At 69.5% G+C, this 13,244-nt stretch carries 10 protein-coding genes, 1 tRNA gene and 2 pseudogenes; 6 read left to right on the top strand and 7 right to left on the bottom strand.

Annotated elements, in window-relative coordinates:
* Positions 1–378: 378 nt before the first annotated feature.
* Positions 379–2,637 (top strand): (Fe-S)-binding protein, encoded by a 2,259-nt coding sequence (locus tag OG370_RS23175; RefSeq protein ID WP_328467292.1) that lies wholly within the window; start codon positions 379–381, stop codon positions 2,635–2,637.
* Between the two features lie 109 nt (positions 2,638–2,746).
* Here the strand turns inward: OG370_RS23175 and OG370_RS23170 are convergent, their stop codons facing one another.
* Complete coding sequence (locus OG370_RS23170) at positions 2,747–3,604, bottom strand: thioredoxin domain-containing protein (protein WP_328467290.1); 858 nt, start codon at positions 3,602–3,604, stop codon at positions 2,747–2,749.
* 142 nt (positions 3,605–3,746) lie between these two features.
* On the opposite strand from OG370_RS23170, the gene OG370_RS23165 reads away from it, so the two are divergent.
* On the top strand, positions 3,747–4,724 hold the full coding sequence (locus OG370_RS23165) for a Yip1 family protein (protein ID WP_443060730.1): 978 nt from the start codon (positions 3,747–3,749) through the stop codon (positions 4,722–4,724).
* Between the two features lie 139 nt (positions 4,725–4,863).
* Positions 4,864–5,307 (top strand): DUF2000 domain-containing protein, encoded by a 444-nt coding sequence (locus OG370_RS23160; protein WP_328467286.1) that lies wholly within the window; start codon positions 4,864–4,866, stop codon positions 5,305–5,307.
* 18 nt (positions 5,308–5,325) lie between these two features.
* Here the strand turns inward: OG370_RS23160 and dcd are convergent, their stop codons facing one another.
* Positions 5,326–5,901, bottom strand: a complete 576-nt coding sequence (gene dcd, locus OG370_RS23155; protein ID WP_328467284.1) for a dCTP deaminase — start codon at positions 5,899–5,901, stop codon at positions 5,326–5,328.
* Positions 5,902–6,389: 488 nt separating this feature from the next.
* Between dcd and OG370_RS23150 the strand changes: the two genes are divergently transcribed.
* Positions 6,390–6,463, top strand: a tRNA-Gly gene (locus OG370_RS23150).
* Positions 6,464–6,632: 169 nt separating this feature from the next.
* Here OG370_RS23150 and OG370_RS23140 read toward each other — a convergent pair.
* The 3 genes and pseudogenes from OG370_RS23140 to OG370_RS23130 all read right to left on the bottom strand — a co-directional run.
* A pseudogene (locus OG370_RS23140) lies at positions 6,633–6,985 on the bottom strand (transposase family protein); the annotation flags it as partial.
* A gap of 39 nt (positions 6,986–7,024) precedes the next feature.
* Positions 7,025–7,963 (bottom strand): zinc-binding dehydrogenase, encoded by a 939-nt coding sequence (locus OG370_RS23135; protein WP_328467282.1) that lies wholly within the window; start codon positions 7,961–7,963, stop codon positions 7,025–7,027.
* Positions 7,964–8,003: 40 nt separating this feature from the next.
* Entirely contained in the window at positions 8,004–8,813 is an 810-nt protein-coding gene (locus OG370_RS23130) for a nuclear transport factor 2 family protein (protein WP_328467280.1), read from the bottom strand.
* A gap of 143 nt (positions 8,814–8,956) precedes the next feature.
* On the opposite strand from OG370_RS23130, the gene OG370_RS23125 reads away from it, so the two are divergent.
* Positions 8,957–9,856 carry a LysR family transcriptional regulator gene (locus OG370_RS23125; protein ID WP_328467278.1) on the top strand — a complete coding sequence of 300 codons (900 nt, stop codon included), beginning with the start codon at positions 8,957–8,959 and terminating at the stop codon, positions 9,854–9,856.
* Between the two features lie 796 nt (positions 9,857–10,652).
* Here OG370_RS23125 and OG370_RS23120 read toward each other — a convergent pair.
* Positions 10,653–11,028, bottom strand: a pseudogene (locus OG370_RS23120) (tyrosine-type recombinase/integrase); the annotation flags it as partial.
* Positions 11,029–11,498: 470 nt separating this feature from the next.
* Complete coding sequence (locus OG370_RS23115; protein ID WP_328467276.1) at positions 11,499–11,975, bottom strand: hypothetical protein; 477 nt, start codon at positions 11,973–11,975, stop codon at positions 11,499–11,501.
* A gap of 435 nt (positions 11,976–12,410) precedes the next feature.
* Between OG370_RS23115 and OG370_RS23110 the strand changes: the two genes are divergently transcribed.
* On the top strand, positions 12,411–13,226 hold the full coding sequence (locus OG370_RS23110; protein ID WP_328467274.1) for a sterol desaturase family protein: 816 nt from the start codon (positions 12,411–12,413) through the stop codon (positions 13,224–13,226).
* Positions 13,227–13,244: the final 18 nt, after the last annotated feature.

The following is a 13,244-nucleotide window of genomic DNA, read 5'->3' as shown; positions in this document are numbered from 1 at the left end:
CGACAACGAGTCCGCTGTCAATTGACATGAGTCGAGGCGACTCAACTTAACGGCGCGTGTCCGACGCACTACCCGAGCGACGCCCACACCCGACCACCGACGCCACCGCTTCACCTGTCTCACGGATGAGCACCCTGCGTAGTTCCCCGGCCACGCCTGAACCGCCACAATTCACCCGATCGGCGGCAGATCCGGCCCCGCGAGCGCCCCCACTCCGCCCAGCGGGCACCCCCGTTCGGCTCCGCGGGTACCCCCGTCGCGACGCAGATCACCAGCAGGGCGGCTTTATGGGCCCGGAATTCCCGGGTAACCTCAGCCGAGACCGGAGTAAGTTACCGCTTAGTACGTTTTTGCTCGCAGCAGGCCCGAGGAGCCCTCATGCAGCTCGCCGCGATCATCGTGTCGCTGGTCCTCACGGCGGTCGGCGTCGCCCTGATCGGCCTCGCCGTCGCGCAGATCTACCGGTTCGTCAAGCTCGGGACGCCCGTCCCCGCGGGCAGCCGCACCAACGACCCGGTCGCGCGCACGAAGACGCTGGCCAAGGAGTTCGTCGGCCACACCCGGATGAACAAGTGGGGCCCGATCGGCGTCGCCCACTGGTTCGTGGCGGTCGGCTTCCTCACCTTGGGCCTGACCATCCTCAACGCCTACGGACAGCTCTTCAAGGCCGACTGGATTCTCCCGGTGATCGGCACCTGGCTGCCGTACGAGGTGTACATCGAGTTCATCACGCTCTTCACCACCCTGGGCATCCTGGTGCTCATCGCGGTCCGGCTGATGAACCTGCCCTCCCGCGCCGGACGCAAGTCGCGGTTCGCCGGATCGACCGCCTGGCAGGCGTACTTCGTCGAGTACGTGGTGCTCGTCATCGGCCTGGCCATCCTGATGCTGCGCGGCCTGGAGGGCGCCCTGCACGGCGTCGACCACTACGAAGCCGCGTACTGGGTGTCGTACCCCCTGGTGGCGGGCCTGCGCGGGCTGAGCACCCACACCCTGCAGAACACCGTGTACCTGGTCGCGATGATCAAGCTCGGCGTCACCATGATCTGGGCGATCACCCTGGGCCTGAACACCTCGATGGGCGTGGCCTGGCACCGCTTCCTCGCCTTCTTCAACATCTGGTTCAAGCGCAACGCCGACGGCCCGGTGGCCCTGGGCGCGCTCCAGCCGATGACCAGCGGCGGCGTGCCGATCGACTTCGAGGACCCGGGCGAGGACGACGTGTTCGGCGTCTCCCAGGTCGAGCAGTTCTCCTGGAAGGGCATCCTCGACTTCTCCACCTGCACGGAGTGCGGCCGCTGCCAGTCGCAGTGCCCGGCCTGGAACACCGGCAAGCCGCTGTCGCCGAAGCTGCTGATCATGAGCCTGCGCGACCACGCCCACGCCAAGGCGCCCTACCTGCTGGCAGGCGGCGGCAAGTCCGCGGAGGGCGAGGAGAAGGCGACCGAGGAGCAGCTCGCCGGGGTGCCGGCCGCCGCCCTCGCCGAGGCCGAACGCCCTCTGATCGGCACCCTGGAGGAGAACGGGGTCATCGACCCCGACGTGCTGTGGTCCTGCACCACCTGCGGCGCCTGCGTCGAGCAGTGCCCGGTCGACATCGAGCACGTCGACCACATCGTGGACATGCGCCGCTACCAGGTGATGATCGAGTCGGCCTTCCCCAGCGAGGCCGGCACGATGCTGAAGAACCTGGAGAAGAAGGGCAACCCCTGGGGCCTGCCGAAGAAGCAGCGGCTCGCCTGGGTCAAGGAGGTCGACTTCGAGGTGCCGGTCGTCGGCGAGGACGTCGAGGACCTGACCGAGGTCGAGTACCTGTACTGGGTCGGCTGCGCGGGCTCGCTGGAGGACCGCGCCAAGAAGACCACCAAGGCGTTCGCCGAGCTGCTGCACATCGCGGGCGTGAAGTTCGCCATCATGGGCGGCGACGAGAACTGCACCGGCGACTCGGCCCGCCGCCTGGGCAACGAGTTCCTCTTCCAGCAGCTCGGCCAGGAGAACGTCGCCATGCTCAACATGGCGTTCGGCGAGGAACTCGACGACGACGGCAAGGTGGTCCCCGCCTCCCGCAAGCCGCGCGCCTCGAAGAAGATCGTCGCCACCTGCCCGCACTGCTTCAACACCATCGCCAACGAGTACCCGCAGCTCGGCGGCGAGTACGAGGTCATCCACCACACCCAGTTGCTCCAGCACCTGGTGGACGACGGGAAGCTGGTCCCGGTCACGCCCGTCGAGGGCCTGATCACCTACCACGACCCCTGCTACCTCGGCCGGCACAACAAGGTCTACACACCGCCGCGCGAGATCATCGCCAAGGTGCCCGGGCTGCGCAACGAGGAGATGCACCGCCACAAGGAGCGCGGCTTCTGCTGCGGCGCGGGCGGCGCGCGGATGTGGATGGAGGAGCGGATCGGCAAGCGCATCAACAACGAGCGCGTCGACGAGGCGCTGTCCCTGAACCCGGACATCGTCTCCACCGCCTGCCCGTTCTGCCTGGTGATGCTCACCGACTCGGTCAACGGCAAGAAGAACGACGGCAAGGCGAAGGAGTCGCTGCAGGTCGTGGATGTCGCGCAGTTGCTGCTCGACTCGGTGCGGACGCCGGCGGCGGTGCCGGCGGAGGCGACCACGACGGGCTGAGCCGCACGGACGGTGCGGGGCCCGGACGTCACCGGGCTCCGGACGTCACCAGCGGCCGGCGCGCGGCGTGCAGCGGCCGGCGGGCCGCGGCCGGCCGCGGGGTGGTCCCTCAGGACACCCCGTGGTCGGCCAGCATCTTCTTGAAGTCCGCCGTCTTGAAGATCCCGCTGTCGTCCGACACCTTGTCGCCGTCGATCTTCACCATCGGGGTGCCGGCCGCCCCGCTCTTGTCGAACGCGTTCTCCGAGCCGCTGACGAAGCTCGCGTACTTCTGGTCGCGCACCGCCGCGTCGAAGGCGGTGCTGCGCAACCCCGGCACCCGGCCGGCGAGTTGGAGCAGGTAGTCCACGGTGAAGCCGTCGGTCTGCTCGTCGGGCTGGTACTGGTAGACCAGCGTGTGCAGCGCCGCGAAGCCGCTGCCGTCCGCCGACGCGTCCAACGCCGCGCGCAGCGCGTTCACCGTCCGCTTCGAGCCGCCCCCGCCGCGCTGGTCGAGGAACGACGCGAACGTGTACTGCACGCGGATCTTGCCCGCCACCTCCAGCGCCTGGATCTGGGCCGCGTTCGCCTGCTCGAACTGCTCGCAGATCGGGCAGCGCGGGTCCTCGTAGACGGTGAGGGTGTGCGCCGCGGAGGGGTCACCGACGGTGATGGTCGTGCCGTCCGCCTCCAGGCGGGCCGGGATCGCGTGCCCGGCGGTGGCGGGGGCGCCGCTGCCGGTCGCCGTCGGTGCCGAAGGGGTCGCGGGCGCGCTCGTACGGGAGTCCGGGAGGTGGGAGCCGTAGCCGGGGTCCGTGCCGGTGGAGCAGGCGGCCAGCGGCAGCGCGAGGGCGATGACGGCCGTGGCGACCAGGGCGGCCTTGCGGCGGGCGGGGAAAGGAGGGGTGCGTATCACCCGAACGGCCCTGGTCCGTGCGCCCTTGTCCGCGGCTTCCGCTCCGATGATCCCAGCGGCGTTCTTCTTCATCGTCGACTTCCCCACACCCGGTCCAGCCCGTCACCCGTTGCCGCCCGGCAGGCTACCGCGCGTGTCACAGGTTGGCAGCAATGGGCCGCCCGCGCACAGAGGGCCGTCCCCGCATCCGGAAGTAGCGGGTACGTTCGAAGGCGTGGCAGGTTTCAAGGGACGACGGGGCGAGGGCGGCCAGCGGGGCGGGGCGCGGTCGGCGCGGTACCGGCCGCCCGGGCCCGGCGCGGCGCAGCAGCAGCAGCCGCCGCAGGGGCACCCGCGGGCGTACGGCGGGGGATACGGCGGGGGTGGCGGAGGCGGCTACCCTGACGGCGCGCCCGGCGCGGGTGCGCCGCACGGCGGGCCCGAGTACTACGACCACCGCGGCGCCCCGGCCCCCTCGTACGACGACTCCCCCGGCAGCACCCGCGCGTTCACCGTGGGCAACGACGCGCGGTACGCCGACCCGTACGCGGAGCAGGCGTACGACGGCGGGTCCTACGACCGCGGGTACGACGGCGGTTACGGCGGCGCGCCCTACGGCGATGACCACGTGGCCACGTACCGGGCCGGCCAGGCGAGCGCGCCGCCGGTCGCCCCGCGGCTGCACTGGAAGGAACTGCTGAGCGGGATCGTGCTGCGGCCGGGCCGTACGTTCTGGCAGATGCGCGACCACACGGTGTGGGGCCCGGCCCTCATCGTGACCTTCATCTACGGGCTGCTCGCCGTCTTCGGCTTCGACGCGGCCCGCAGCGACGTGCTCAACTCCACGCTGACCGCGAGCGTGCCGTGGGTGCTGACCACCGCGGTCATGGTCGTGCTGTGCGGACTGACGCTCGGCGCGGTCACCAACACGCTCGCCCGCCAGCTCGGCGGGGACGGTGCCTGGGCGCCCACCATCGGCCTGGCGATGCTGGTGAGTTCGCTCACGGACGCGCCGCGCCTGCTGTTCGCGCTGTTCCTCGGCGGCGGCAACGGCTTCGTGCAGTTGCTCGGTTGGGCGACGTGGATCGCGTGCGGGGCGCTGCTGACGTCGATGGTGGCGAAGTCGCACGATCTGCCGTGGCTCAAGGCGCTCGGGGCGGCGTCGATCCAGCTGGTGGCGCTGCTGATGTTGTTCAAGCTGCCGCTGATCTGAGAGGTGGGCCGGGGCAGGTCGGTGCGCGCGGCAGAGGTGGGCCGGGGCGGGCCGGGGCGCGCGGCCGGGTCAGCGCCGATCCGCGGGATCGGTCAGGAACGTACAAGATCCGGGGCCGGCCGGGCGTGAGGCTGGGTGCATGAGCACCGAGAACGACATCGCACCCGAGCCGGTCCGCTTCGACACGAAGATCGCCGTACTCCTGCGGGACGACCTGGAGACCTGGCAGCGGCTGAACACGACCGCCTTCCTCGTCAGCGGGCTCGGCTCGCAGGTGCCCGAGGTGGTCGGCGAGCCGTACGAGGACGCCGACGGCACGCCGTACCTGCCGATGTTCCGGCAGCCGGTCCTGGTCTTCGAGGGCGACAAGCAGACGTTGACCACCGCGCACGCCCGGGCGCTGTCCCGCGCGCTGCCGCGGTCGGTCTTCACCGCGGACCTCTTCAGTACCGGCAACGACCACGACAACCGGGCCGCGGTCCGCGCGGTGCCGCGGGACGGGCTCGATCTGGTGGGGCTGGCGGTGTACGGGCCGAAGAACGCGGTGGACAAGGTGCTGAAGGGTGCGCGGATGCACCCCTGAGGGCCTTCGAGGCGTTGGCTAGACCTGCGTGCGGTGGAAGTTGAGGAACGAGCGGGAGGGCGTGGGGCCACGCTGGCCCTGGTAGCGCGAGCCGTAGCGGGCGGACCCGTACGGGAACTCCGCGGGGGACGACAGCCGGAACAGGCAGAGCTGCCCGATCTTCATCCCGGGCCACAACTTGATCGGCAGCGTCGCCATGTTCGACAGTTCGAGCGTCACGTGGCCGGAGAACCCGGGGTCGATGAAGCCGGCCGTCGAGTGCGTGAGCAGCCCCAGCCGCCCGAGGCTCGACTTCCCCTCCAGCCGCGACGCGATGTCGTCGGGGAGCGAGATCACCTCGTACGTCGAGGCGAGCACGAACTCCCCCGGGTGCAGGATGAACGCGTCGTCGCCCTCCGGCTCCACCAGCCGGGTCAGGTCGGGCTGTTCCACCGCAGGGTCGATGTGCGGGTAGCGGTGGTTCTCGAACACCCGGAAGAACCGGTCCAACCGCACGTCGATACTCGACGGCTGCACCATCGCCGCGTCGAACGGGTCCACCCGCACCCGCCCGTTGTCGATCTCGGCCCGGATGTCCTTGTCTGAGAGAAGCACCCCCCGAGACTAGCCGAACCCGATCACGCGTCCCGGCGCCCCGCACCCCACGGGGCCGTCACGGCACCGCCATGGCGCCTCGCGGCACCGAGCGACGGGACGCACCGGGACGCGTGGCCCTACTTCCCGCTCACTTCCCCGCGCTCCCGTGCAGCGCGTCCACCGGCACCGCATGCCGCAGCCGCGCGCACTTCGGACACCTCAACAGCCGCCCAGGCCCCAACCGCTCGGCTCCGAGATGCTGCATCGGAAACGACGCCGTACTGAACACATGTCCCTCCGCACACCGAACAACCGTGCGCTCCATGTAGCCCCTTCCCCAACTCCGCGTGGCCGACAAACCCACACATTAGGGGATTCCCCTGCCCCACCCGGCTCCACCACACCGACCCCCAACCTACCCCTCCCCCACCCCTCAACCCCGCCCCGTCCGCCTCCCACCATGGGGTACAGTAGCCTCGCAGCGTCTTCCCAAAGCCGCTCACCATGCGGATGTAGTTTAATGGTAGAACATGAGCTTCCCAAGCTCAGAGCGCGGGTTCGATTCCCGTCATCCGCTCCATTGCATCACTCCTGGGCTTGAGGCTTCCGCTATTCCGGGCTCCCGTTTTTTCGGCGGATGCGGCTCCTTGCCGCCGACCAGGACTTCCATGCCACGCAGCCGCGCCAGGCGCTCCGCGTACGCCGGATGAGCCGCCATCGCACTGTTCACACGTGACCCTTTTCCCACCTCACGCTGACGCGTGATGGAGGACGAGTACGGCTTGGACGACCGCGGTGATTCGGTTGGTACTGCAGCGGAGCTTCCGAAGGAGCCGCCAGCTCTTCAGGACCGTGATGGCTTGCTCGACCGGGCAACGGATCTTGGCGTGACTGCTGTGGTGTCGGCGCTTCCCCTGCTTGCCGCGACGGCCTCGGAACGGGACGTGAACGTAGTAGCCGGCTCCCTGGTACGCCTTGTCCGGATGGTCTTCATCGCCTCGGTGAGGGTCGGGGCGAGAGCGGCCGGCACGTCGATTGCCTCGCGTATGCAGCGACGGACCGTCGCGATGCCGATGTGGAAACCGGCGGCGAGCCGGGCATAGTTGCGCGGTGTTTGAGCCAGGCGCGTGCGTATACCGGTTCAGCCGACGGTCAAGACCACGTTGCCGCGCACCCGGCGGCCGCGGAGTTCGGCGATGGCCTCGGCCGTACGGGCCCAGTCCCGGATCGAACCGATCTCCGGGTGCAGCCGGCCGGAGGCGACCAGGCGCACCAGGGCGGCGAGGTCTTGGCCGTAGCTCGCATCCGATGTCGTGTAGTCGAAGTGCGTGATCCGGGCCTGGTTGGGGCCCTTGAAGAAGTCGAAGAAGTTCAGGGTGACGGGCTCGCGGCTGGCCTGGCCGAACCACACCAACTGCCCGCCGGGGGCGAGTTTGGTCAGCGCGGCGGGCAGGCTGGCGCCCCCGACCGACTCCAGCACCACGTCGTAGGGGCCTGCGGCATCCACGACGGAGGTGACCAGCTCAGCGGCGCCGAGCTCCAGCAGTTGCGCGCCGCGTTCGGCGGTGGCGCTGACGGCCGTGACGGTGGCGCCGGAGGCGGCGGCCAGCTCGGTGACGTAATGCCCCACCCCGCCGCTGGCCCCGGTGATCAGCAACCGGCGGCCGGCGAGCGGTCCGGCGGCGCGCAGCAGCCGCAGCGCGGTGATGCCGGCGAGCGGCAGGGCGGCGGCGGTGACCGCGTCGACGTTGTCGGGCAGTTCGGCGAGGTCGGTGGTGGGTACGGCGACCTGCTCGGCCCAGCCGTAGGCGGGCGGGTGGCCGACCACGCGGGTGCCGGCGGCCGGCCCGCTGCCGTCGGCGGCGGCCCGTACCACGGTACCGGCGACGTCCTTGCCGGGCCGCCATCCGTCCCAGCGGCGGGCCAGGCCGCCGTCCAGCTGGAAGGTCTCGCCGCGGTTGACCGAGTACGCCTCGACCGCGATGACTGCCTCGCTGATGGCTGGTTCGGGCTCAAGAGCCTCGCCGAGGATGACCGGCTTATCGGTGTCGCCGGGCGCGCCAGGCAGTATCGCCTTCATGTTTTGCTGTCCTCTCGGGAGTACTGACGGTGGGCGGGCTTCAGGCGACGAGCGCCCGCTGCCAGTGCTGGGTGTCGGCGTACTCGCGCATGTTTGTGATCTTGCCGTCGCGGACGGTGAAGACACCGATGTTGTTTTCGCGGTACGGGCGGCCGGTCTTTCCGGTGGCCCAGGAGTCCCACTCGACCAGTACCTGCTCGCCGGCCCCGAAATGGTTGGTGACCTTGATGCCGATCTCTTTCTCCGGGTCGAGGTGGGCGAAGGCGGTGGCAAGGAAGCCGTTGATCACCTGGTCGCGGCCCTGCCAGGTGCCTGAGATCGGCAGATCGCCGCCGTACCAGCAGCTGCCGTCCAGGGCCCAGGAGTCACAGATGACATCCTGATCACCGGCAGCCAGAGCCTCGAAGTAGCGCAGCACCACGGTGGTCGGATCACTCTCGGCGAAGACGACGGTCTTGGCGTGCAGGGTGTCGAAGTACTCCCGGACGGAGGCGATCTTGCCGTCGCGGATGGTGAAGACGGCCAGGCAATGCTGGTCGTAGCGGCCGCCCGTCCGGGCCTGGGCGAGGGTGTTCCACTCGGCGAGCACCTTCTCGCCCTCGGCGATCAGGCCGTCGAAGCTGAACTCCATCGTCTCCGGCCGTAGCCGGGCCACCATCTGCGGCACGAACTCCTCCAGGATCTCCACCGGCCCGGTCCAGGTGCCCGACAGCGGCAGGTCGCCGGCGAGGGTCCAGGTCGATTCGGCGGTGAAGAAGCCACGCAGAGCGTCGATGTCGCCAGTCGTCAGCGTGTCCATGTATGCCTGGACGACGGCCTTGCTCGTGGCGGTCAGTTCCTGGGTGCTCATCGTTTTCTGCCCTTCTGAGGGGGTGTTTCCTCCGTTGCCTCGAACATAGGTCCACGGCATCCCCGAGAGGAAAGACCTGTCCTGGCTGACTCGATACCAGCACGGCATAAGCCCAGTTCAGGCCCGGGCGTAGGATGCGCCGCATGGCAGAACTTCGTCGTCTTCGCTACTTCCTGGCGGTGGCCGAGGAGCGGAACTTCACCCGTGCCGCCGCCCGGCTGCTGATAGCCCAGCCCGCATTGAGCCGCCAAATACGCGAGCTGGAGAAGGAAATGGGTGTGCGGCTGCTGGATCGCACCACGCAGTACGTGGAGCCGACCGAGGCCGGCCGGCTGCTGATGGAACGCGGTCAGGCCCTCGTCCGCGAGGCGGACCGGCTGTGGCGCGAGGTGCGGGGTTTTGCCACTGGTGCCAAGGGGAGCCTGTCCTTCGGCTACAGCGCCAGCACCGGCTACGAGACCGCCCCGGCCCTCCTGGAGCGGCTGGCCGAGACCAACCCCGGCATCACCGTGGACGCCAAACTGTTGTCCACCGCCGAGCTCTTGGCCGCCGTCGCGGACGGCACCCTGGATGCCGGCCTGCTGCGCTGCCCGCCGCCCACTCCGCAACTGGTGCGCACCCTCGTACGCCTGGAGCCGCAGGGCGTGCTGATGCACCAGGGACATCCACTCGCCGCTCAGAGCGAACTCCCGGCGATCGCCCTGGCCGAGGAGACGATCCTGCTGCACCCGCGGGAAGCCAACCCCGGCCACTACGACGCCATCACCGCCATCTTCCAGCGCGCCGGCATCACCCCCGAGTTCCGACCGCGTCGCCTCTTCGACACCGCGCACACCCCGGTGGCCCAGGGCAAGGCCGTCGCCGTCGTCGGTGCCTCCACCCTTCCCGGGCTGCCCGCCGACCTGGTCTGGCGCCCTCTCGCTCCCGCCGAGGCGATCGAGATCCACCTGCTGACCCGCGGCAACCCCTCACGCCCCGCGCTGGCCCATCTGCTGCGCGCCACAGCGGCAGTCGCCCGTGAGCACGGCTGGCTACGCGTCTGAGCAGCATCAACCGGATCACCGACGTGGTGAAGGCCGTCCTCGTGCTTCACCACTACGCCTATGCGTGAGGTCGGGAAGAGCTCACTGCCGCACGGGCGTCCGGCTCGGGCCGTCACGTAGTGAGCCGGTGATTCCGTCGGTCCTCAGGCCGAGGGCGTACCCGAGGGGCCGTAGACCCCGCCCTCTCGTACGGCCCCGCGAAGCCCTCCCGCTCGTTGGGGACGGGCGTGAGAACCGCGCCGCCCCCGCACCGCATCCGCACCACGCACGGCGGTACGGTGCGGTCAGCCGCAGGCACCAAGGGCACTGGACACGTGGGTACTTCAGAGCGGTAGGTGTCACTGACCAGTACAGATGCCGACGACGCCCCCGTGATTCCCAAGCTCGGAGCGCGGGTTCGATTCCCGTCATCCGCTCCATAAAGAAGCCCCAGCTCAGCGAGTTGGGGCTTTGTCGTTGTCTGGACCAATTACAGGCCCGCGTCAGACGGCCAATTGAGGCGGTTCAGAGACGCCGAATGGTGCGGCGAATATGGGCGCGGCGCAACTCTCGAATGATGCGACGCATTTCGAGTGACCTGCATCACCGTGCGAAGTTGCGTTCCGTCATGCTTGGTTGAAGGCTGCGCTGCGACCCGGCCGTCAGCTCGCGGGCAACGACCTTGGCCAGCAAGCGGATTGCGAGGCGCACAGTGCGGCGCCTGGCTGGTGGGTTCCGTCACGGAGCGTCGCGGCGGGCAGGCTTCGGGGGCCGACACGGCATCGCGTCGGCCCCCGAACGGGCGGTCGGACCGGCGTCAGGCCGGCCGCATCACTTCCGCACCGGATGCGTCGTCGGCCGCCGTGTCGAGGCGTTCGGCGCGGACGCGTTCATCGAGACCGGCCGCGACCTCCTTCCGCCGCTCCAGCGTGGAGTGCCGGGTAGATCAGGGCAGCGCGTTCCGAGGACTGGCCGGCGCGGACCATGGCGTCCTTCAGCGTGCCGCCCGACTGAGTGACGAGGGTGTTACCGGTGTGGCGGAGGTCGTAGAAGCGGAAATTGCCGGGCAGGCCGAATTTCGCGCGGGCCTTCCGCCGTTTCCGGCCGAAGGCGGACCGGCGGAATGGCGCCCCGCGCTCTCCGACGAAAAGCAGTCCGTCGTCTTTTCCCGCCACCCACCCATGGCACTTGACGCTTCGCGCGACGCAGGAAGCACGCCGGGCCGCCTCGTCCACGTCGTCGACCTGAGCCCACCGTTCTGCGCGCACAGAGCAAGGTCGTCTCGGCCTGGCTCCGGCTGCTGTTACCGGCGGCACCGCCGTCGCGTGTCGGCCGGGGGCCGGAGTTTCGACGTACGGCGTCACGTTGCGACGCCGTACATGCCGCGCAGGCGGTGAGCGTACGACCGCGCCGGTACGCGCGGCCCAAGCGACCCCTGGTGCCCCCCTGGTGCCCCCGTCATCGCAGCCAGGTGGTCGACCCCGGCACAGCGAAGGACGTGCCCGCGATGCGCGTACGGAGAACACGGTTCATCCGTGAACAGCGGACACCAATGCCGTCCGAGCTGGTGGACACGGCGCTGGAACCCGCCCCTGGGCCCAGATGCCCGGCACGACTGAAGCCGCCGACCGGGTGGGCGGCGGCTTCGGCGGCTGGGCAGCGATCAGTGTGCGGCCGTCAGGAACTCGGCCTTGTAGACGCCGTCGCGGAGCGTGGTCAGGTGGATCTCCCCGCTGATCCCCTCGTACTCGTCGGTGCCGCCGGTGATGACGCCGTTGACTTCCGTGCTGGAGGAGTCGTCCGGCTTGACCAGGTTGCCCACCTGGAAACCAATCTCGCCGTGCTGGTAGATGTCGACCATGCCGGTGCAGTAGATGACGTCACCGTCTTCGCCGGCGGTGTCGTTGCAGCTGATCACCGCGCCGCCGACGGCCGCGCCGTCGGCGTCGAGGACCGCGCCGTGCTCCCCGAAGCCGGAGTTGGACGTGCTGCCCGTGGGCATGTCCTTGCTGAAGTCGAGGGTGACGGGTTGCGGGGCGGTGACCGCGGCGGCGCTCGCGAGAGACGGGGCCGCGGCGGTGAGCGCCAGTGCCACGACGGCTCCGGCGGCACCTCGCTTGAACAGGACAGCTCGCTTCATCGATCCTCCTGGTGGAGCGGTATCGGACGTTTCCTCCGATGTGAAGGGCCATAGCTGACCACACCGGGCGACTGTCGACCGGTGTCTGATCACCGAGGCGTGTCGGCCGCGCGCCGGCGCCGGAGCGGCCCCGGAGGCCGCTTCCCGGGCGGTTCGTCGCGGCCGGGAGGGGCCGGGGTCCGGCGCACGGCACCCGGCTGATTCCCCGGATCGGGGGCAATCACGGTGTCGTTCAGCCGAATCCGCCCGGCACCGCCGATCATCAAATTACTCCGCGCGTATGGCGGTGAATTCGCATGTTCCACCGGCACGTGCTTATCCTCAAGTCCTCTTCGGCTCGGTGAAGTTCCACCTGGAGGATCGACATTGCCTCAAGGAAAATTAGACGGTCCATTTTTCGGATTTTCAACCGCGCTGCGGTGGATCGCTTATCCGATGCTGCTCCTGGCGGTGGTCTCGGCGGCCACCGCGACCCTGCTGGAGCACTGGGACCCCGGCCATGTCGTCGCGTTCTTCCAGCTCGGCACCATCGGCTACCTCTGGATTCTGGAGCGGCTGATCCCGTACCGCACCGACTGGCACCCCGACGGGCGTGAAATCCGTTACTACGGGCTCTACTTCCTGCTGACCATGGTCGGCGGGGCGCTCGGTCAGCTGGTGGTCTCCGCCATGGTCACTCGCCTGGCACCCCCTCACCCGGTGCTCCCTCTCCGCATGGAGATCCCGCTCGCCCTGCTGACCGGCTCGCTGGCGAAATACCTTTTCCACCGGTGGTCCCATCACCACCCGTGGCTGTGGCGGCTGCACGGCGTGCACCACTCCCTGGACAAAGTGAACGTCACGAACAACGGCGTCAATCACCTGCTCGACGTCTTCCTGGGGCAGGCCACCGTGCAACTGGCCCTCGCCGCGCTCGGTTTCTCGCCGGAATCCGTTCTCTGCGCCACCCTGTTCGTCGTCGCCCAGGGGTATTTCGTGCACGCGAACATCGACGTCCGCATCGGCTGGCTGAACCATGTGCTCGCCGGCCCGGAACAGCACCGGCTGCACCACAGCACCGTTCTGGCCGAAGCCGGCCACTACGGCGCGGACTTCGCGATCTGGGACCACGCGTTCGGCAGCTTCACCTGGCGGCCGGGTCGCACCCCTGCGGCGGTCGGGCTCCAGGACCCCGCCGCCTTTCCTCCCACCGGCGACGTGCTCGCCAGCCTGCTGCACCCCTGGCGTCCGGCCACCCGGCCCGGCACCTGATCGTCCGCCCGAGCGGGC

This window comes from Streptomyces sp. NBC_00448, from assembly GCF_036014115.1.
Lineage (GTDB): Bacteria > Actinomycetota > Actinomycetes > Streptomycetales > Streptomycetaceae > Actinacidiphila.
Note: the sequence above shows the minus strand (reverse complement) of the source record. Positions and strands in the feature narration are given on the sequence as shown.

What these genes read in the sequence shown, in the direction of transcription:
- OG370_RS23175 (WP_328467292.1), top strand. Translation starts at nt 379, where the DNA reads ATGCAGCTCGCCGCGATCATCGTGTCGCTGGTCCTCACGGCGGTCGGC.
- OG370_RS23170 (WP_328467290.1), bottom strand. Translation starts at nt 3,604, where the DNA reads ATGAAGAAGAACGCCGCTGGGATCATCGGAGCGGAAGCCGCGGACAAG.
- OG370_RS23160 (WP_328467286.1), top strand. Translation starts at nt 4,864, where the DNA reads ATGAGCACCGAGAACGACATCGCACCCGAGCCGGTCCGCTTCGACACG.
- OG370_RS23135 (WP_328467282.1), bottom strand. Translation starts at nt 7,963, where the DNA reads ATGAAGGCGATACTGCCTGGCGCGCCCGGCGACACCGATAAGCCGGTC.
- OG370_RS23130 (WP_328467280.1), bottom strand. Translation starts at nt 8,813, where the DNA reads ATGAGCACCCAGGAACTGACCGCCACGAGCAAGGCCGTCGTCCAGGCA.
- OG370_RS23125 (WP_328467278.1), top strand. Translation starts at nt 8,957, where the DNA reads ATGGCAGAACTTCGTCGTCTTCGCTACTTCCTGGCGGTGGCCGAGGAG.
- OG370_RS23115 (WP_328467276.1), bottom strand. Translation starts at nt 11,975, where the DNA reads ATGAAGCGAGCTGTCCTGTTCAAGCGAGGTGCCGCCGGAGCCGTCGTG.
- OG370_RS23110 (WP_328467274.1), top strand. Translation starts at nt 12,411, where the DNA reads ATGCTGCTCCTGGCGGTGGTCTCGGCGGCCACCGCGACCCTGCTGGAG.